We start from the raw sequence: 17,760 nt of genomic DNA, 5'->3' as shown, positions 1-17,760 counted from the left end.
CGGGCCGGTCACGCCGGCGTAGCTCAGTTGGTAGAGCGTCTGATTTGTAATCAGGGGGTCGGGGGTTCGAGTCCCTCCGCCGGCACCACCTCACCGCGCCCGCGGGCGCGAATTGGAGGGCGCGATGGACGGCACCGCTCAGATTTCCGGGGGGCTTCCGGGGCGCATGTTCGATGCGCTCGTGCTGGGAGGTCCGGCGATGTGGGCGATTGCGGCTCTGTCCGTGATCTCGCTCGCGGTGATTATCTGGAAAATCTGGGATTTGCTGGCCGCCGGTGCGTGGTCGGGCGGGGCACATAGCCAGGCGGCGATCGCGGCCTGGGCAGCAGGCGATCCCGACTGGGCCCAGGCGGCTGTGGCCGGGCGGCGATCGTTGCGCGCGCAGCTGGTCCGAGCGGCGATGGCGAGCCTGCGCGATCCGCAGCTCGATCGGGCCGGGGCCGAGGCCGAGACGGGCCGCGTCGCGCGCGATCTGCTGGCACGGGCGCGCTCGGGGCTTCGGGCACTGGAACTGGCCGTGGTGATCGGCCCGCTTCTGGGGCTTCTGGGCACGGTCGCGGGCATGATCGCGGCTTTCCGCGCGCTGCAGGAGGCGGGGGTCCAGGCCGATCCGGCGACGCTGGCGGGGGGCATCTGGGAGGCGCTTCTGACGACGGCGGCGGGCATGGCTGTGGCGATCCCGGCGCAGATCGCTCTGTCGGGCTTCGACGCCGTGGTGGACCGCCTGCGCCACGACATGGAGGACGCCGCGACCCGCATTTTCGCCCGCGCGCCCGCCACGCTCTCCGAGCGGCCACGCGCCGCCGCCGAGTGAGGCGCGCGATGTTCGCTTTCGGTCAGCCGCGCCCGCGCCGCCGTCCGGCCCTGACGCCGATGATCGACGTGGTTTTCCTGCTTCTGGTGTTCTTCATGCTCGCCTCGCGTTTCGGGGTGGAGCGCATATTGGACCTGACCTTGGGCGGCGGCGCGGCGGGCGCTGAGTGGTCCGGGCCGCCGCGCCTGGTGGATGTGGGCGAAGGCGGCACGGTCAGTCTGAACGGGCAGAGGGTCGCGCTCTCCGATCTGGCGGGCGCGCTGCAGCCGCTGATGGATCAGCCCTCCGATCCGGTCGTGCTGCGTCCGAAAGAAGGCGATCTGAGCGCGCTGACGCAGGTGATCGAGGCGTTGCGCGGCGCGGGGCTCGGCAATCTGGTGCTGGTGCCATGAGGCTCTTCACCGATCCGCCCCGGCGCAGTCTGCCCGAGCCGCTTTTGCCGATGATCAACGTGGTCTTCCTGCTGCTGATCTTCTTTCTGCTGGCGGCGACGCTGGCGCAGCCGACGCCCTTCGAAGTGACCCCGCCCGAGGCTGCGGGTGAGGGAAATACCGATCCCGGCGCGCTGGTCCTGTTTGCGAACTCCGAAGGCGAGATCGCCTATGGAGAGGCGCGGGGCGATGCGGCGCTGGCCGCGCTGGGGGCGGCAGCGCAGAACGCGCGAGCGGAGTGCGGCGCCTGCGCCGACGGCCTGACCCTGCGTGCGGACGGGCAGCTTCCCGGCGACGCGCTGGCGCGGCTGATGCCACAGCTGGCGGAGCTTGGCTTCACCGATCTCAAACTCGTGGTGCGGGGCAAATGACCGCGCGGGGGCTCGCTTTCGCAGGTGCGCTCGGCGCGGCGCTCGCGGTCCATGCGGGCGTGCTGTTGGTCTGGGAGCCTGCGCCTGCGGGCGGGGCGCAATCGGCGGGCGACGGGGGCGACGCGCTCGTCTCGCTCGCGCCGTCTTCCCCGTCCATGGCCGCGCGCGTCGCGGAGTGGGAGCGCCCGCCAGAGGTCGAAACTGAGGTCGCGGCGACGCAGCCTGAGGCTCCGACTGCGCCCAATGCGCCGAAGGCTCCGACCGAGCCAATCGAACTCGCCCCACACGTCGCCGCGCCTACGATGACCGCGCCGCCTGCGCCCGATGCGGCGTTGCCCGAACAGGCCGATCCCGCGCCGCTAGACACTCCGCGACCGAAGGCTAAACCGACGCCGCCTGCGCCGAAGCCAGCGCAGCCGAAAGCGCCCGCGAAGCAACAGGCCTCGCAACCCGCCCCGGCACAGCCCAAGCAGCAGGCGAAGGGGCAGGGCGACAGAGGGGCCGCAGGCGACCGCCGCACGGCCCCCGCGGCGACGCTGTCGGCTGGGCAGATCCGCTCGCTGATGGGATCGTGGGGCGGAGACATTCGCGCCCGGATCGAGCGTGCCAAGCAAACGCCCAGCGGGGCAGGTGCAGGCCGCGTTATCGTGGCGTTGAATATAGCGCGCGACGGGCGGCTCATCGGCGCCTCGGTTGCGCAAAGCTCGGGCAATGCGACGCTCGACCGGGCGGCGCTCGAGGCAGTGCGGCGCGCGGGCCGCTTCCCCGCAGCGCCGCAAGGCTTGGGCAAACCGAGCTACAGCTTCTCCTTGCCGATGGCCTTCCGCTGAGCGCGGCTTGCACCCGTGCGCGCCGCGAGGCAGGGTAGCGCCAACCAAGGAGCGAGCATGCCGATCAAGAACCGTTTTGCCGAGATGCACGCGGAAGCCACCGCATGGCGGCACGATTTTCACCGCAATCCCGAACTGCTTTACGATCTGCCGCGGACATCGGGCCGCGTGGCCGACCTACTGCGGGAATTTGGCTGCGATGAGGTGGTCGAGGGGATTGGGCGCTCTGGCGTCGTCGGCGTGATCGAAGGGCAGGGCGCGCGCCAGGGCGGGCTGCGTTGCGTCGGTCTGCGCGCGGATATGGATGCGCTGCCGATCCGCGAGAAAACCGGCGCCAAACATGCCTCCGAGGTCGAGGGCAAGATGCATGCCTGCGGCCATGACGGGCACACGTCGACTCTGCTCGCTGCGGCGAAATACCTCTGCGAGACACGAAATTTCGCAGGGCGTGCGGTGGTGATCTTCCAGCCCGCCGAGGAGGGCGGGGCCGGGGCCAAGGCGATGATCGAAGACGGCCTGATGGAGCGCTTCGGCATCGAGGAGGTCTACGCGCTGCACAACATGCCGGGGATGGAGCCGGGCAGCTTCGGCATCCGGCCAGATGCGATGATGGCGGCGGCGGATTTCTTCGACATCGTGGTGACCGGCAAGGGCGGCCATGCGGCGAAACCGCAGGAGGTGATAGATCCGGTGCCGATCTCCGCGCATCTGATCCTCGCGTTGCAAAGCATCGTGTCGCGCGCGACCGATCCGCTGGAGGAGATCGTACTCTCGGTCACGACGCTGGAGACCGACTCGAAGGCGCTCAACGTGATCGGCAATTCGGTGAGCCTCGGCGGGACGGTGCGCACGATGAGCGCCGAGACCCGCGATCTGGCCGAGCGTCGCCTGCGCGAGATCGCGCAGGGCGTGGCTGCGACCCATGAGGCGACGGCAGAGGTCGACTACCGGCGCGGCTATCCGGTCACGCGCAACGACCCGGCGGCGGCCGAGGTCGCAGCACAGGTGGCTGAGGCCGTGGCAGGCGCCTGCGACCGCAACGTCGATCCGATGATGGGGGCGGAGGATTTCGCCTATATGCTCGAGGTGCGCCCCGGGGCCTACGGCTTCATCGGCAACGGCCCCAGCGCGCCCCTTCATCACGCGGAATACGACTTCAACGACGCGATCCTTCCGGCTGGCGCAAGCTGGTTCGTCGGCATGATCGAGGCGCGGCTGTCTGCCGAGTGAGCGTCAGCGCATGACCATAACCGCGCATTTTGCATGGCGCACGACGCGCGAGGCGGTCGAGCCGATCAGGTAGTCGCCAAAGCCCGGACGGTGCGACGCGATCACGATGCAATCCGCCCCGATATGCTCGGCGTAGCTCAGGATTTCATGGCCAGGTTGGCCCTCGACGATCGCCCAGTCACCATTGTCGAACTCCGCTGCGCGCGTGGCGAGGTCGCGTTCCAGCGTCTTGCGCAGTTCCTCGGCATAGCCCTCCGGCATGTAATTGATCGCATAGGCGGGGACGTCTTCCATCACGTGCAGCAGGGTGACGCGCGCCCCGTCGCCAGCCAGCGCTCGCGCGACATTGAGCGCGGCGTCGGGGTTATGATCTTCGTCGAAGGCGACGGGCACGAGAATGTTGGAATACATTGGTTTGGCTCCCTTTCTTTGTAGGGAGCCTGCCAGAAGGAGTGCCGTCGCGCATTGATTTGAGTCACGCCGGAGTTGGCCCCCGACACCAAATTCCCGTGAGTTGCCCGAGACCTGCGCTGCGTTTACGGCGAACGCAGGCCGGTAACTGTCAACCGCCGGTATGGCTCATGTGGCGCGACATCTGGCCCGAGACGGTCTGGCGCGAATAGTCGAAATCATGGCCCTTGGGTTTGCGCGAGATTGCCTCGCGGATCGCCGCTTCCAGTGCCGCGTCGTCCTCGCTGGCCCGCAGGGGTGCGCGCAGATCGGCGTTGTCCTCCTGGCCGAGGCACATGAACAGCTCGCCCGTGCAGGTCACCCGCACACGGTTGCAGTTCTCACAGAAGTTATGCGTCAGCGGCGTGATGAAGCCGATCTTCTGGCCGCTTTCTTCCAGCCGGACGTAGCGCGCAGGCCCGCCGGTCGATTCCGCCAGATCGGTCAGGGTGAAGCGTTCGGCCATCGCCCTGCGCACATCTGACAGCGGCCAGTATTGATCGAGCCGCAGGTCGTCACCCATCTCGCCCATCGGCATCACTTCGATGAAGGTCAGGTCGAAGCCTTCCGCCGCGCACCAGTCGATCAGGGTGAACAGTTCGTCCTCGTTGAAGCCCTTCAGCGCGACGGTGTTGATCTTGACCTTGAGGCCGGCGCGTTTCGCGGCCTCCAGCCCCTTCAGAACCTGTTCGAGCCGCCCCCAGCGGGTGATCTTCGCGAATTTGTCGGCATCCAGCGTGTCGAGCGAGACGTTGATCCGCTTCATCCCCAAAGCTGCGAGATCATCGGCGAATTTCGCAAGCTGCGAGCCATTGGTGGTCAGCGTAAGCTCGCGCAGGTCGCCGGTGTCGAGATGGCGCGCGATCGAGCGGAAGAAAGTCATGATGTCACGCCGCACCAGCGGCTCGCCCCCGGTGATGCGCAGCTTCTTCACGCCGAGGCGGATGAAGGTAGAGCAGAGCCGGTCCAGTTCCTCGAGGGTCAGCAGTTCCTTTTTCGGCAGGAACTGCATGTGTTCGGCCATGCAATAGGTGCAGCGAAAATCGCAGCGATCGGTGACCGAGACCCGCAAATAGTCGATCGGGCGGGCGAAGGGGTCGATGAGGGGCGTGTTTTCCATGCTGCGGAAGGTAAGGCGCGTGACGGGGGGCGGCAAGGGCCGTTGCGCGGATCGAAGCGGATCGGTCGCCGGGCAGGCGATTGTGCGAGGGGGTGACACCGGGCGCGGACTGGGCATAGGCTCGGTTAGATTTCAAGGAGATTTCGAATGCGCAAACCCCTCGCTCGCCCGATCCTCGCGCTCGTATTGATGATGCCGATTGCGGGCTGCGCCACGCTGGGGCTCAACGGTCCCAACGCAGCCGCCCCGAATACTGCGACAGCGCGCGGCTCCGCGACCGCGCGGGACGCGGCCCCGATCCCGAAGCCCAGTGCGAAATCTGCCGATTCCCTCGACACCACCACGGCGGAACAGCGTGCCGAGGCTGCGAAGAAACCCGTGGGCGGCGAAACCAAGCTCGGCACAACCATCGCGAGCCTTGGCGATCCCGCCGATCCGGGCTTCTGGGTAAAGACCGGGCTGGTGAAAAGCGAGACCCCCGGCCGGATCGAGGACCCGAAGACCGGGAAGTCGGCGAAGGTCACCCTGATCCCGTCGGGCAAGGCGGCAGGCTCTGGTTCGGAAGTGTCGCTGCCTGCGCTGCGTCTGCTCGAGGTGCCGCTGACCGATCTGCCCGAACTCACCGTGTACAAGCTCTGAGCTGTTCGCGATGAACCCTCTGCGCGAGATCGATATCCCGCCGCTCTGGCTCGTACTGTTCGCGGCGCTGGTCTGGGCGCTGGGGCAGGTCGTGCCGATGCCTTTTCGATATGACCGCGCGCTCGGGCTGATCGCGATCGCGCTAGGGCTCGCGTTGATGCTGGTCGCGGTGGGGCAGATGCTGCTCCGCCGCACCACCTTCATTCCGCGCCGTGACCCGTCCGAACTTGTGACCTCCGGCGTCTTCGCGCTATCGCGCAACCCGATCTATCTGGGCGATGCGCTGGTGCTGGCCGGGCTTGCGCTGATCTGGCACGCGCCTTTGGGGCTTCTGCTGGTGCCAGTTTTCATGTGGTTCATCACACGGCGCTACATTCTTGGCGAAGAAGCAAGGATCGCGGCGCATTTCGGCGAAACCTACACCGCCTATCGTGCCCGGACCCGCCGCTGGCTCTGATCGGGCCGCGGCAAAGTGCTGCGGGCGCAAAAAAATCTGATGTTGCCGCAATCGCGCAGCAGCTGAAAAGGCGCGCCATAACACCCTGATCTAAATAAATAAATTACCCCGAATTTCGGTATTCAATGGTATACACGAACCGGTGAGTGGCGCTGTGAGCGATTAAGAAGGTTTTACGAGCCATAGCTGCTTGTGAAACATTATTGCGCGATGCTAAGGAGTACGTCGCAAGATTCCGGGTGCGCAGGCCAGCGGCTAAACGCACCGCTATCCAAGGGGGAGTTAGAGTGAAAATCGGAGCTCCAAAGGAGATTTTCGAGGGCGAGGCGCGGGTCGCCATGACGCCCGACTCGGCTTTGCAGCTGCAAAAGCTGGGCCATGAGTGCTTCATCGAGACCGGAGCAGGCGTCCGTGCCGGCTTCACAGACGAGGCTTACGAGGCCGCGAATGTGACCGTCGTCAAAACCGCCGCCGCGCTGTTCAAGGACGTGGATTTCGTCATCAAGGTTCGGCCGCCGAGCGATACGGAGGTCAAGCGCCTCAAGCCCGGCCAGACCCTGATCTCGTTCTTCTACCCGGCCCAGAACGAAGAGCTTCTGAAAGCCGCCGAGAAGACCGGTGCGAACGTGATCGCGATGGACATGGTCCCGCGGATTTCGCGCGCGCAGAAGATGGATGCGCTGTCCTCCATGGCCAATATCGCAGGCTACCGTGCGGTGCTCGAGGCAGGCAACAACTTCGGCCGCTTCTTCACCGGTCAGGTGACGGCGGCAGGTAAGGTTCCGCCGGCGAAAGTGCTCGTTGTTGGTGCCGGTGTGGCCGGTCTTGCCGCGATCGGGGCTTCGACCTCGCTGGGTGCGATCACCTATGCGTTCGACGTGCGTCCCGAAGTGGCCGAGCAGATCGAGTCGATGGGCGCGGAATTCGTCTATCTCGATTTCGAGGAAAGCCAGACCGACGGCGCGGAGACGGGCGGCTACGCCAAGCCTTCCAGTCCGGAATTCCGCGAAGCGCAGCTCGCGAAATTCCGCGAACTGGCGCCCGATATCGACATCGTCATCACCACCGCGCTGATCCCGGGCCGCGATGCGCCCGTGCTTTGGACCAAGGACATGGTCGAGGCGATGAAGCCGGGCTCGGTGATCGTCGACCTCGCCGCCGAGCGTGGCGGCAACTGCGAACTGACCGTGCCGGACCAGAAGATCGTGAGCGACAATGGCGTGACCATCGTCGGCTACACCGATTTCCCGAGCCGCATGGCGACGCAGAGCTCGACGCTCTACGCGACCAATATCCGTCACATGATGACGGATCTGACGCCCGAGAAGGACGGTGTCGTCGTCCATGACATGGAAGACGACGTGATCCGCGGCGCGACCGTGGCCTATCAGGGCGAGATCACCTTCCCGCCGCCGAAACCCAAGGTGGCCGCGATTGCGGCGCAGAAGCCGAAGGAAAAGGCCAAGGAGCTGACGCCGGAGGAAAAGCGCGCCAATGAGGTCGCTGCTTTCAAGAAGCAGACCCGCAATCAGGTGACGCTGCTCGCCGTGGGCGCGATCGTGCTTCTGGGCGTGGGCCTCGTCGCACCGGCCAGCTTCATGCAGCACTTCATCGTCTTCGTGCTCAGCTGTTTCGTGGGCTTCCAGGTGATTTGGAACGTCTCGCACTCGCTGCACACGCCGCTGATGGCTGTGACCAACGCGATCTCGTCGATCATCATCCTCGGCGCACTGTTGCAGATCGGTTCGGGCTCGTGGCTCGTGATCGTGCTCGCAGCGCTGTCGGTGTTCATGGCCGGGATCAACATCTTCGGTGGCTTCATGGTCACCCGGCGCATGCTCGCCATGTTCCAGAAGTCGTAAGAGGGGGAGAGCGTAATGGAAAACGGATTCTCGACCGCCGCCTATGTCGTCGCGGCAGTTCTCTTCATCCTCTCGCTGGGCGGCCTTTCGGGGCAGGAAAGCGCGAAACGGGCGGTGTGGTATGGCATCGTCGGCATGGGCCTTGCGGTTCTGGCGACGCTGATCGGCCCCGGCTCGGGGCTCTGGCTTCTCTCGGTCATCCTGATCGCGGCTGGTGGCATCATCGGCTGGTTCGTCGCGAACCGGGTGCAGATGACGGAAATGCCGCAGCTGGTGGCCGCGATGCACTCGCTGGTCGGTCTTGCCGCCGTCTTCGTGGGCTATAACGCCTATATCGAGATGGCGCGCGTCGGCGCGATGGGCGTGGAAGAGCAGCACGCGCTGAAGGGCTTCGCCGCTCTGATCGCGCACAAGACGCCGGTCGAACTATCGATCCTGCGCGTCGAACTGTTCCTCGGCGTGTTCATCGGGGCCGTGACCTTCACCGGGTCTGTGGTCGCGTTTGGCAAGCTCGCGGGCAAGGTGACCTCGAAGGCCACCAAGCTGCCGGGCGGGCATATCCTCAATGCGACCGCCGCGATCCTCTCGGTGATCCTGCTGATCGCGTTCATCAACGGGGCAGGGGCCTGGGCGCTGATCCTGATGACCCTTCTGGCGTTCTTCATCGGCTACCACCTGATCATGGGCATCGGCGGCGCCGATATGCCGGTCGTGGTGTCGATGCTGAACTCCTATTCGGGCTGGGCCGCGGCGGCGATCGGCTTCTCGCTGGGCAACGATCTTCTGATCGTGGTCGGCGCGCTGGTCGGCTCCTCGGGTGCGATCCTGTCCTACATCATGTGCAAGGCGATGAACCGCTCGTTCATCAGCGTTATCCTCGGCGGCTTCGGCGGTACCTCCGGTCCCGCGATGGAAGTCGAGGGTGAGCAGATCGCGATCGACGCGGACGGCGTGGCCTCCGCTCTGCGCGACGCGGACAGCGTGATCATCGTGCCGGGCTACGGCATGGCGGTTGCGCAGGCTCAGCAGGCGGTGTCGGAACTGACCCGCAAGCTGCGCAGCCAGGGAAAGGAAGTCCGCTTCGCGATCCACCCGGTCGCGGGTCGTCTGCCGGGGCACATGAACGTGCTGCTGGCCGAGGCGAAAGTGCCTTACGACATCGTTCTGGAAATGGACGAGATCAACGAGGACTTCCCCGATACCGACGTGGTGATCGTCATCGGCTCGAACGACATCGTGAACCCCGCCGCACAGGAAGATCCGAACTCGCCGATCGCTGGCATGCCGGTTCTGGAAGTCTGGAGGGCCAAGCAGGTCTTCGTCTCGAAGCGCGGTCAGGGTACCGGTTATTCGGGCATCGAGAACCCGCTGTTCTACAAGGAGAACACCCGGATGTTCTATGGCGACGCCAAGGACTCGGTGAACCAGCTGCTGCCGCTGATCGACTGATCTGCGGGGCAGGGAAATGGGAAACGGCCGGTCGCAGGACCGGCCGTTTTCGTTTGGGGTGATTGGCCCGGGGCTGGCAGCCCCGGGCCGCGCCCGACCCTCCAACAGGGAGGGCTCATTTTCGATGTCGGCGCCGGCATGGAGGTCGCTTGGGCTTGCGAGATAAACCGTCCAGCCGCATGCGCATCAGCGCGCCCACCCGAGGCTCGGGCGCGTCCCTCTGTCGCTAAATAGAAAACCGAAGGCCTTACGCCCCCGCAGCCTCACCGGCCAGCTTGCGGATACGCTCCACCATCGCGCGCAACCCGTTCGAGCGCTGTGCCGATAGGTGGTCGTTCAGGCCCAGACGGCCCAGCTCGGCGGGTGCGTCGACCTTCAGCACCTCTTCGGCGGTCAGCCCCGAATAGAGCGCATGCAGGATCGCGATGAGGCCCTGCACGATCATCGCATCGCTCTCGCCCTGAAAGTCGAACACCGCATTCGGGCCGGTCCCCTCGATCCGGGGCAGCAGCCAGACCTGGCTCGCACAGCCCTCCACCTTGGTCGCAGGCACCTTCACCGCATCGTCGAGGGGCGGCAATTCGCGGCCCAGCTCGATCACGTGACGGTAGCGGTCCTCCCAGTCGTCGAGAAATTCGAAGGTCTCGGCAATCTCTTCAAAGGCTTCGCGCGCCATGGTCACTCGCTCCTTGGGACAGGGAATTGTCTCTTGGGTAACGGGTTCGCGCCCGAGGGTCCAGACGCGGCTTTTCAAAAGCGCCGCAATGGGCTACCACGAAATCGGGTCCAGACCCGGGACAGTATCGGAGCCATCATGAACAAAGCCCTGATCGCGGCACTTGCCCTGACGCTCACCACCGCAGGCTGCGGCACCATCCGTGACAGCAAGCTCAACCCGTTCAACTGGTTCGGGCGCGACACGGCCGCGCCGGTGCAGACACTCGCCCCGCGGGGCGGCTACCCCGTGAAGGTGGGCAAGCCGAACCAGCAGCAGGTCGCGCAGGTCTCCTCGCTCTCGGTCGAGAAGATCCCTTCGGGTGCGATCATCACCGCGATGGGGCTGCCGCCGACGCAAGGCTACTGGGACACCGATCTGGTTCCGCTGAACAGCGGCGCACCGGATGAGAACGGCACGGTGACCTATGTCTTCATGGTCTCGCCGCCGCCCGCCGACAGCCCCGATGCGCGCCGCGTGATGAACCCGCAATCGCGCGAGGTCTCGGCGGCAGCGTTTCTCAACAATTACAAGCTGCAGGGCGTGCGCAAAATCGTGGTGCAGGGTGTGTCCAACGCGCGGTCCGTGGCACGCTGATCGTCACTTCAGTTGATTTAGATGAGGCTCGGGAGAACCCGGGCCTTTCTCTTGTCGCCTTGTCCGGATCAGCCGCTTCAGCGGCCCGGGCAGCGCCGGACCGCCCCCTCGGGCGGGCGCTTTGGTGGCTTCAACGCGCGCATTGAATGCTTCCGAAACTTTCGAAGACTACCAAAGAAGTGGGCGCCCACCCGGCGTTCAGGTGCAGCGCCTCCGGTGCCCCTTAAACGTCGACCAGCTTTACCGCGCCGCTATCGGCGGTCAGGGCCACTTCGCCTTTGGCCAGACGCAGCGCGTCATGCCCGAAGACCTCGGCGCGCCAGCCCTGCAGGGCGGCCACGTCGCGCTTGCCAGCGGCGATGCGGTCGAGATCGGACGAGGTCGCGATCAGCTTCGCGGCGACGCCCGCCTGCTGCGATTTCGCCTTCAGCAGCACGCGCAGCAGATCGCCAAGCGCGGTATCGACTTGCAGTTGTTGGGCCTGATTGTCGGGGCGGGGCAGCTTCTCGTTGGGCATCTCCAGCCCTTCGCGCACCGCCGTAAGGATGCCCTCGGCGATCTCGCCCTTGCGGGCCTCGCGCAGCAACAACCGCGACTTGCCCAACTCGTCGATCGAGGTCGGCTTGGTCGAGGCCAGCTCCAGCAGCGCGTCATCCTTGAAGATACGGCTCCGCGGGATGTTGCGGTTCTGGGCGTAACCTTCACGGAACTGTGCCAGCTCGCGCACGATGGCGAGGAAACGGCCCGAATTGGTCCGAGTCTTCACGCGCTTCCACGCCTCTGCGGGGCGGTTGATATAGGTCTCGGGGTTCAGCAGAACCGCCTCTTCCTCTTCGACCCAGGCATCGCGTCCCGTTTTCTTCAGCTGTTCGTCGAGGAATTCATAGATCACGCGCAGATGGGTCACATCGGCGATCGCGTATTTCTTCTGTGCCTCGGTCAGCGGACGGCGCGACCAGTCGGTGAAGCGCGAGGATTTGTCGAGCGACTGCTTGGCGATCTTGCGCACCAGCGTCTCGTAACCCACCTGCTCGCCAAAGCCGCAGACCATCGCGGCGATTTGCGTGTCGAACAGCGGATCGGGAAAGACCTGCGCGTCGGTGTAGAAAATCTCCAGATCCTGCCGGGCTGCGTGGAAGACCTTCACGGTCTCCTTGTGGCGGAAAAGATCGTAGAGCGGCTCGAGCGAGAGGTCGTCGGACAGCGGATCGACCAGAACGGCCTCGCCTTCGGTCTCGCCATGATCGGGGAGCGCCATCTGCACGAGGCAAAGCTTGGACCAGTAGGTCCGCTCGCGCAAAAATTCGGTGTCGACGGTGACGTAGGGCTCTTGCTTGGCCTTTTCGCAGAAGGCCGCGAGGGCCTCGGTCGTGGTGATGGTCTGCATATCGCGCTTTCAATTCGGTGCGGGCTCATCCCGCGCAGGTGCAAATTCCCTAGACCTTCATAGGACAAAAGGGAAGGGTCGGGCGCGTCGCGGCCCTGATAGCGTGGCAGAAGCGCAAGTTTCAGTGCTGCAGAAGGAACGCGGCCCAGGTCAGCCCGTAGAGGATGGGCTGGTGGATCAGATAGATCGGCAGGGTGTGGCGCCCCGCGAACAGCGCGACTTTCATCACCGCGCGGGTCTCCTCGGGCCGGTAGCGCGCGGCCCGTTTCCAATAGCCCAGACGGTCGAGCAGTTTCGCAACCCCCATCCCGACAAGGAACGGCCCGATCCACGGGAAGACCGGCTCGAAATCCATCGACGGGCGCCAGTGGGTCGAGAGACCCAGCCACCAGAGCCACGGCTGGTTGAACAACTCGAAGGCGTAGTTCAGATGCACCCAGACCGCGATCACGCCAAGCGCCGCGAGCAGGATCCACGGTAGGAACAGCAGCGCCGCGCCGATGAGCGAGCTGACCGCGATGGAATGCAGGATGCCGTAATAGATGAAATATTCCGGCATCATCACGTAGGTCGCCGCGCTCACCAGCGCCGCCGCAACCACCACCTTTCCCAGCCGCCGCCAGAACGGGGCCGCACGGAAACCGTGGCGATGGGCGAGGACGAGGCTGACGCCGGCCATGAAGATGAACGTACTGGCAACGACACGCGCGAAATCGAGAAAGGCCGGATGGAAGACCGTGCCGCGCGGCACGAAGCCGAAATTCTCGAGATCGTATGTCAGGTGGAAGATCGCCATCCCGATCAGTGCTATGGCCCGGATCAGGTCTGGGGCGATCATGCGCCCGCGCGGGGCCGTATCCGGGTTCGTTTCCATGTGCTTGTCATGCGCGAAGCGGCGGCTGCTCGCAAGCGGGTGCGGCGCATTTCGGCGTGAGCGTGCTTACCGGGAAACGCTTGGGGCGCGTTCAGAGATAGACTGGGGTGCGGTCGCCCTCGGCGAAGCGACGCAGCACGGCCGGGTAGAGGCGATGTTCCTGCACCAGCACGCGGGCCGCGAGGTCGTCGGGGGTGTCGCCTGCCTCGATCGGAACGCGCGCCTGGCCGAGGATCGGCCCCTCGTCGAGCACCGGCGTCACCTCGTGCACCGTGCAGCCCGCCACCGCATCGCCTGCCTCGATCGCGCGCTTGTGGGTATGCAGGCCGGGATATTTCGGCAAAAGCGAGGGGTGGATGTTCAGCATCCGGCCCTCGAACCGCGCCACGAATTCCGGCGTCAGCACCCGCATGAAGCCCGCAAGGCAAAGCACATCGGGTTTCGCGGCGAGGATCGGCTTCAGCAGCTCGGCCTCGAAACCGGCGCGGTCCTTGCCATAGGGGCGGTGGTCGATGGCGGCGGTCGGCACGCCCATCCGCGCGGCCTTCTCCAGCCCCCCGGCTTTCGCGTCGTTCGACGCGACCAGCACCGGGCGGGCAGGGTGGTCCTCTGCCATGCTCTCGACCAGACGGACCATGTTCGAGCCGCCGCCCGAGATCAGGATCGCGACACGGATCACAGCAGCGCGCCCTCGTAGGCGATGCCCTGTTCGGAGGTGACGGTGCCGATGCGGGTGACGGTTTCGCCTTCACTTGCCAGCAGGGTGGCGATCTCGTCGGCCTTGTCAGCTGCGACGACGACGATCATGCCGATGCCGCAATTGAAGGTCTTGAGCAGCTCACGCTCTTCCATCGAAGCGGTCTCGGCGAGCCAGCGGAACACGCCGGGCAGCTTCCAGGCATTGAGGTCGATCGTGGCGCCCATGCCCTCGGGCAGAACGCGGGGCAGGTTCTCGGTCAGACCGCCGCCGGTGATATGGGCGAGCGCATGAACGCCACCTGCGCGCACCGCAGCCAGGCATTGTTTGACGTAGAGGCGGGTTGGCGCCAGCAGTGCCTCGCCAAGCGAGCCCTCACCGAAGGGGCAGTCAGCGTCCCAGCCAAGGCCGGACATCTCGACCACCTTGCGTACGAAGGAATAGCCGTTGGAATGCACGCCGTTCGAGCCGAGGCCCAGAAGCACGTCACCCTCGGCCACGCCTGCGGGCAGGTCCGAGCCGCGTTCCATCGCGCCGACCGCGAAGCCCGCGAGGTCGAAATCGCCCTTGGAATACATGCCCGGCATTTCCGCCGTCTCACCGCCGATCAGCGCGCAACCGGATTGTGCGCAGCCTTCCGCGATGCCTTCGATGATGCGCGCAGCCTGATCGATCTCGAGCTTGCCGGTCGCGAAATAATCCAGGAAGAACAAAGGCTCGGCGCCTTGGCAGACCAGATCGTTCACGCACATCGCCACGAGGTCGATGCCGATCGTGTCGACATTTCCGGTGTCGATCGCGATGCGCAGCTTGGTGCCCACGCCATCGGTCGCGCCGACGAGGATCGGATCGTTGTAGCCCGCCGCCTTCAGGTCGAAGAGTGCCCCGAAGCCGCCCAGACCCGACATCGTGCCCGAGCGCTGCGTGCGCTTGGCCGCGGGTTTGATCCGGTCCACCAACGCATTGCCCGCGTCGATATCGACGCCCGCATCGGCATAGGTCAGGCCCTGTGTTTTCTCGGTCATCGCGGCGCACTCCGGCAAGTAAACTCTTGGCCGAAGCCCTAGCGTAACCGCACGCCCCCCGCAACGTCGAAGGGGCGGGGTGTTCGCGCTTTCTTGACGCCCGCGCGTCGTCTCACTAGAGGAAGATGCAATGGTGGGCCTGTAGCTCAATTGGTTAGAGCAGGGCGCTCATAACGCCTTGGTTGCGGGTTCAAGTCCTGCCGGGCCTACCAGTTTTCTCCCGAAGTTTCCGCGCCTTCACGGCCAGTGGCCGTGACTCTCCCTATACGTGTCGGCCTGCCCGGAAAGCCCTTGTTTCGCCCAATTTGCGCCCCGAGGCGTTCACGAACCCGCGCCAAATGAGGGCCGTGTCAGCGTACCAGTAACTATAAAAATCGAGCAGCCACGTCATAGGCCCCGATAGTTTGTGCACAGTCTTCGAGGGTTGGAGACCGGTCCCGCTTGGGCCCGGTTGACGGAAAACAAGGTAAAGCAGCGGCGACATGGCCACGACGTTCAGCTGGATATATCTCGGGCAGGTTGTCGATCAAAATGGGACGCCCTTTGATCTTGATCCCGACGAGTCGAACTGGAAGGTCGAAAACTCGCGTGTCCTTGAAGGGATGACGATTGGGGATTCGACCGATCCTCTTTTCAGCAATATCACCGAAGCGACGCTAATAGATAACGGCGGGGCGTCCGGCGCTCTCGATACCCGAAACGCAACCTCGAACGATACGATCCGCACGGATATCGGTAACGGCGTTTCGAATTTCACCTTCGACAGTCTAGTCATCTACGAAACGACTCTCACCTATACGGACGGCACGACCGCGAGAGTCCAGTCGGTCCTCGTTCAGACCAACTCGGGCCACCTGTTCCTCGCACCCGAGATGTCCAACGATGCGACCACGGCGGCCTACGAGGCCAAGCCGATCCGGTCCATGGCCATAGGGCGCGTGATCAGCGACGACGGCGCGAACCTCGCGCAGGATCGCTACGTCACCGGCTTCGACGACGGCTATGTCGACGGCACCTCTGGGGCGGATCGGATCGACGTGAACTATGTCGAGCCGATCGCGAATGGCTCAGACCGCGTGGACAATAACGATGCGGGCCTCGCGGGCAGCAGCGGCAATGACGACTACATTCGCGCCTATGGCGGCAACGATACCGTGCTGGCCGGCCTCGGCAACGACACGGTCGATGGCGGCACGGGCGACGATTTGATCGACGGCGGGTCGGGCAACGACTCGCTGATCGGGGGTGCCGGCAATGACACGCTCCTCGGCGGTAGCGGAAACGACACGCTCACCGGGAACGACGGCAACGATTCCCTCGATGGCGGCGCGAATAACGACTGGCTCGAGGGTGGTATCGGGCACGATACGCTGATTGGCGGGACGGGTAACGACCGACTGATCGGCGGCGCTGGCAGCGACTCGCTCGAGGGCGGGGCGGGGGCCGATACGCTCGAGGGCGGTACCGGGAATGACACGCTGCATGGCGGCGCGGGCGGCGACGTCCTGTCTGGCGGAACCGGCATGGACTATGTCGACTATTCCGACTCCGCGAGCGCTGTGAACATCAACCTCGGCGCCGGGACCGCTACGGGGGGCGATGCGACGGGCGACACGCTCAGCGGCATCGACGGGATCTACGGCTCGGCGGGAAACGATACGCTGATCGGCTTCGACGGCGCCTCCTCGGACCCGACGGATGGCTACACCAACGTCTTCTATGGCAACGGCGGGGACGACTATATCGACGGCGCGGGCGCGGATGACATCCTCTACGGTGGCACCGGTAACGACACCATGCTGGGCGGGTCGGGCAATGACTCGCTCGATGGCGACGCAGGCAATGACAGCCTCACCGGCGGCACCGGCAATGACACGCTGTCCGGTGGCGACGGGAACGACGTCTTGCAAGGCGGCGTCGGCAGCGACCAACTCCACGGCGGAGCGGGCAACGATACGCTCTCGGGCGGTGGCGGCGACACCCTCGTCGGCGGCGCGGATGCCGACAGGTTCATCGATCTCATTCCCGGCGACACGATCGACGGCTCGGAGACGGGCGATGATTTCGACATCATCGACCTCAGCGACTGGGGTTGGAACAATGTCGCCGTGCATCGCGATGCGACGAACCCGGAGAACGGCACGATCGATTTCTTCGACGGCAATGGCGCGGTCGTCGGCACGGTCAGTTTCTCGAATATCGAAAAGGTCATCCCCTGCTTCACCCCGGGCACGCTGATCGCGACACATAGCGGCCCCCGTTCAGTCGAAAGCCTGCAGGTCGGTGATCGCATCCTGACTCGCGACAGCGGCTTCCAGCCCATCCGCTGGATCGGCATCCGCGCAATCAGCACTGCGGAACTGCTGGCCAAGCCGGAATTCCGCTCCATCAAGATCGCACCGGGCGCGCTGGGCGCGAACCAGCCCGAGCGCGAGATGCGCGTCTCGCCGCAGCACCGCATCCTGCTGACCGGGCCGCGCGCGCAGCTGATCGCAGGCGAGCCGGAGGTGCTGGCCGCGGCGCGCCATCTCGTCGGGCTGCCGGGGATCGAGATCGACGAAGAGGCCGAGGCGGTTACCTATATCCACGTGATGTTCGACAATCACGAGATCGTCTTCTCCGACGGACTCTGGACCGAAAGTTTTCAACCGGGGCGGGCGACGATGCAGGATATGGACCGCGCACAGCGGGACGAACTGCTCGCGCTGTTCCCGGAATTGAGCTGTGGAACCGAAAGCTACCTCGCCGCGCGCCCCAGCTTGAAGCGCCACGAAGCCCGGATCATCGCGGCCGCCTGACTTGGCGCGCCCTT

The 17,760-nt window shown here is 65.2% G+C and carries 18 protein-coding genes and 2 tRNA genes; 13 read left to right on the top strand and 7 right to left on the bottom strand.

Annotation, left to right across the window (positions count from 1 at the left end; translation table 11 throughout):
* Positions 1-12: 12 nt before the first annotated feature.
* The 6 genes from B6V74_RS02120 to B6V74_RS02095 all read left to right on the top strand — a co-directional run bounded on the left by B6V74_RS02120 (position 13) and on the right by B6V74_RS02095 (position 3,676).
* A tRNA-Thr gene (locus tag B6V74_RS02120) sits at positions 13-88 on the top strand.
* 36 nt (positions 89-124) lie between these two features.
* A complete protein-coding gene (locus tag B6V74_RS02115) occupies positions 125-814 on the top strand; it encodes a MotA/TolQ/ExbB proton channel family protein (RefSeq protein WP_088721837.1) in 690 nt (229 codons plus the stop codon).
* An 8-nt stretch (positions 815-822) separates the two neighbouring features.
* The gene (locus tag B6V74_RS02110; protein WP_088721836.1) at positions 823-1,206 is read left to right on the top strand and encodes a biopolymer transporter ExbD; all 384 of its coding nucleotides are present in this window, start codon (positions 823-825) and stop codon (positions 1,204-1,206) included.
* Entirely contained in the window at positions 1,203-1,616 is a 414-nt protein-coding gene (locus B6V74_RS02105; protein WP_088721835.1) for a biopolymer transporter ExbD, read from the top strand. The genes B6V74_RS02110 and B6V74_RS02105 overlap by 4 nt, the downstream gene beginning before the upstream one ends.
* On the top strand, positions 1,613-2,446 hold the full coding sequence (locus tag B6V74_RS02100) for an energy transducer TonB (RefSeq protein ID WP_088721834.1): 834 nt from the start codon (positions 1,613-1,615) through the stop codon (positions 2,444-2,446). Before B6V74_RS02105 ends, B6V74_RS02100 begins: the two co-directional genes overlap by 4 nt.
* Positions 2,447-2,503: 57 nt before the next feature.
* Positions 2,504-3,676 (top strand): M20 aminoacylase family protein, encoded by a 1,173-nt coding sequence (locus B6V74_RS02095; protein WP_088721833.1) that lies wholly within the window; start codon positions 2,504-2,506, stop codon positions 3,674-3,676.
* Between the two features lie 3 nt (positions 3,677-3,679).
* Here B6V74_RS02095 and B6V74_RS02090 read toward each other — a convergent pair whose 3' ends face one another.
* Positions 3,680-4,087, bottom strand: coding sequence for a universal stress protein (locus B6V74_RS02090; RefSeq protein WP_075774398.1), 408 nt, complete (start codon positions 4,085-4,087; stop codon positions 3,680-3,682).
* Between the two features lie 151 nt (positions 4,088-4,238).
* The gene (moaA, locus tag B6V74_RS02085; RefSeq protein WP_088721832.1) at positions 4,239-5,246 is read right to left on the bottom strand and encodes a GTP 3',8-cyclase MoaA; all 1,008 of its coding nucleotides are present in this window, start codon (positions 5,244-5,246) and stop codon (positions 4,239-4,241) included.
* Positions 5,247-5,393: 147 nt separating this feature from the next.
* On the opposite strand from moaA, the gene B6V74_RS02080 reads away from it, so the two are divergent.
* The 4 genes from B6V74_RS02080 to B6V74_RS02065 all read left to right on the top strand — a co-directional run bounded on the left by B6V74_RS02080 (position 5,394) and on the right by B6V74_RS02065 (position 9,653).
* Positions 5,394-5,885, top strand: a complete 492-nt coding sequence (locus tag B6V74_RS02080) for a D-galactarate dehydratase (protein ID WP_240497029.1) — start codon at positions 5,394-5,396, stop codon at positions 5,883-5,885.
* A gap of 10 nt (positions 5,886-5,895) precedes the next feature.
* Positions 5,896-6,342: an isoprenylcysteine carboxylmethyltransferase family protein gene (locus tag B6V74_RS02075; RefSeq protein WP_240497028.1), complete on the top strand. Its 447-nt coding sequence runs from the start codon at positions 5,896-5,898 to the stop codon at positions 6,340-6,342.
* A 287-nt stretch (positions 6,343-6,629) separates the two neighbouring features.
* On the top strand, positions 6,630-8,204 hold the full coding sequence (locus tag B6V74_RS02070) for a Re/Si-specific NAD(P)(+) transhydrogenase subunit alpha (protein WP_075774401.1): 1,575 nt from the start codon (positions 6,630-6,632) through the stop codon (positions 8,202-8,204).
* Positions 8,205-8,219: 15 nt separating this feature from the next.
* The gene (locus B6V74_RS02065; protein ID WP_088721831.1) at positions 8,220-9,653 is read left to right on the top strand and encodes an NAD(P)(+) transhydrogenase (Re/Si-specific) subunit beta; all 1,434 of its coding nucleotides are present in this window, start codon (positions 8,220-8,222) and stop codon (positions 9,651-9,653) included.
* Positions 9,654-9,900: 247 nt separating this feature from the next.
* Here the strand turns inward: B6V74_RS02065 and B6V74_RS02060 are convergent, their stop codons facing one another.
* Positions 9,901-10,329, bottom strand: a complete 429-nt coding sequence (locus tag B6V74_RS02060) for a SufE family protein (protein WP_088721830.1) — start codon at positions 10,327-10,329, stop codon at positions 9,901-9,903.
* A 138-nt stretch (positions 10,330-10,467) separates the two neighbouring features.
* Here B6V74_RS02060 and B6V74_RS02055 point away from each other — a divergent pair, with 138 nt between their 5' ends.
* A complete protein-coding gene (locus tag B6V74_RS02055) occupies positions 10,468-10,965 on the top strand; it encodes a hypothetical protein (RefSeq protein ID WP_088718948.1) in 498 nt (165 codons plus the stop codon).
* A gap of 223 nt (positions 10,966-11,188) precedes the next feature.
* Here the strand turns inward: B6V74_RS02055 and rnd are convergent, their stop codons facing one another.
* From rnd to purM, 4 genes are all read right to left on the bottom strand, one after another.
* The gene (rnd, locus tag B6V74_RS02050) at positions 11,189-12,352 is read right to left on the bottom strand and encodes a ribonuclease D (RefSeq protein WP_075774405.1); all 1,164 of its coding nucleotides are present in this window, start codon (positions 12,350-12,352) and stop codon (positions 11,189-11,191) included.
* Between the two features lie 121 nt (positions 12,353-12,473).
* Positions 12,474-13,226: a heparan-alpha-glucosaminide N-acetyltransferase gene (locus tag B6V74_RS02045; protein WP_088721829.1), complete on the bottom strand. Its 753-nt coding sequence runs from the start codon at positions 13,224-13,226 to the stop codon at positions 12,474-12,476.
* Positions 13,227-13,317: 91 nt separating this feature from the next.
* The gene (purN, locus tag B6V74_RS02040) at positions 13,318-13,905 is read right to left on the bottom strand and encodes a phosphoribosylglycinamide formyltransferase (protein WP_088718945.1); all 588 of its coding nucleotides are present in this window, start codon (positions 13,903-13,905) and stop codon (positions 13,318-13,320) included.
* The gene (gene purM / locus B6V74_RS02035) at positions 13,902-14,948 is read right to left on the bottom strand and encodes a phosphoribosylformylglycinamidine cyclo-ligase (protein WP_088721828.1); all 1,047 of its coding nucleotides are present in this window, start codon (positions 14,946-14,948) and stop codon (positions 13,902-13,904) included. Before purM ends, purN begins: the two co-directional genes overlap by 4 nt.
* 135 nt (positions 14,949-15,083) lie before the next feature.
* Between purM and B6V74_RS02030 the strand changes: the two genes are divergently transcribed.
* Together B6V74_RS02030 and B6V74_RS02025 are read left to right on the top strand one after the other, a co-directional pair.
* Positions 15,084-15,160, top strand: a tRNA-Ile gene (locus tag B6V74_RS02030).
* A 270-nt stretch (positions 15,161-15,430) separates the two neighbouring features.
* The gene (locus B6V74_RS02025; RefSeq protein ID WP_240497027.1) at positions 15,431-17,746 is read left to right on the top strand and encodes a Hint domain-containing protein; all 2,316 of its coding nucleotides are present in this window, start codon (positions 15,431-15,433) and stop codon (positions 17,744-17,746) included.
* Positions 17,747-17,760 lie beyond the last annotated feature (14 nt).

It is taken from the genome of Thioclava sp. F42-5 (genome assembly GCF_002213195.1).
Classification (GTDB): Bacteria; Pseudomonadota; Alphaproteobacteria; order Rhodobacterales; family Rhodobacteraceae; genus Thioclava; species Thioclava nitratireducens.
Note: the sequence above shows the minus strand (reverse complement) of the source record. Positions and strands in the feature narration are given on the sequence as shown.

Bases quoted from the DNA above. Each gene is read 5' to 3' on its own strand.
- B6V74_RS02115 (WP_088721837.1), top strand. From the start codon at position 125: ATGGACGGCACCGCTCAGATTTCCGGGGGGCTTCCGGGGCGCATGTTC.
- B6V74_RS02110 (WP_088721836.1), top strand. From the start codon at position 823: ATGTTCGCTTTCGGTCAGCCGCGCCCGCGCCGCCGTCCGGCCCTGACG.
- B6V74_RS02105 (WP_088721835.1), top strand. From the start codon at position 1,203: ATGAGGCTCTTCACCGATCCGCCCCGGCGCAGTCTGCCCGAGCCGCTT.
- B6V74_RS02100 (WP_088721834.1), top strand. From the start codon at position 1,613: ATGACCGCGCGGGGGCTCGCTTTCGCAGGTGCGCTCGGCGCGGCGCTC.
- B6V74_RS02095 (WP_088721833.1), top strand. From the start codon at position 2,504: ATGCCGATCAAGAACCGTTTTGCCGAGATGCACGCGGAAGCCACCGCA.
- B6V74_RS02090 (WP_075774398.1), bottom strand. From the start codon at position 4,087: ATGTATTCCAACATTCTCGTGCCCGTCGCCTTCGACGAAGATCATAAC.
- moaA (WP_088721832.1), bottom strand. From the start codon at position 5,246: ATGGAAAACACGCCCCTCATCGACCCCTTCGCCCGCCCGATCGACTAT.
- B6V74_RS02080 (WP_240497029.1), top strand. From the start codon at position 5,394: ATGCGCAAACCCCTCGCTCGCCCGATCCTCGCGCTCGTATTGATGATG.
- B6V74_RS02075 (WP_240497028.1), top strand. From the start codon at position 5,896: ATGAACCCTCTGCGCGAGATCGATATCCCGCCGCTCTGGCTCGTACTG.
- B6V74_RS02065 (WP_088721831.1), top strand. From the start codon at position 8,220: ATGGAAAACGGATTCTCGACCGCCGCCTATGTCGTCGCGGCAGTTCTC.
- B6V74_RS02060 (WP_088721830.1), bottom strand. From the start codon at position 10,329: ATGGCGCGCGAAGCCTTTGAAGAGATTGCCGAGACCTTCGAATTTCTC.
- B6V74_RS02055 (WP_088718948.1), top strand. From the start codon at position 10,468: ATGAACAAAGCCCTGATCGCGGCACTTGCCCTGACGCTCACCACCGCA.
- rnd (WP_075774405.1), bottom strand. From the start codon at position 12,352: ATGCAGACCATCACCACGACCGAGGCCCTCGCGGCCTTCTGCGAAAAG.
- B6V74_RS02045 (WP_088721829.1), bottom strand. From the start codon at position 13,226: ATGGAAACGAACCCGGATACGGCCCCGCGCGGGCGCATGATCGCCCCA.
- purM (WP_088721828.1), bottom strand. From the start codon at position 14,948: ATGACCGAGAAAACACAGGGCCTGACCTATGCCGATGCGGGCGTCGAT.
- B6V74_RS02025 (WP_240497027.1), top strand. From the start codon at position 15,431: ATGGCCACGACGTTCAGCTGGATATATCTCGGGCAGGTTGTCGATCAA.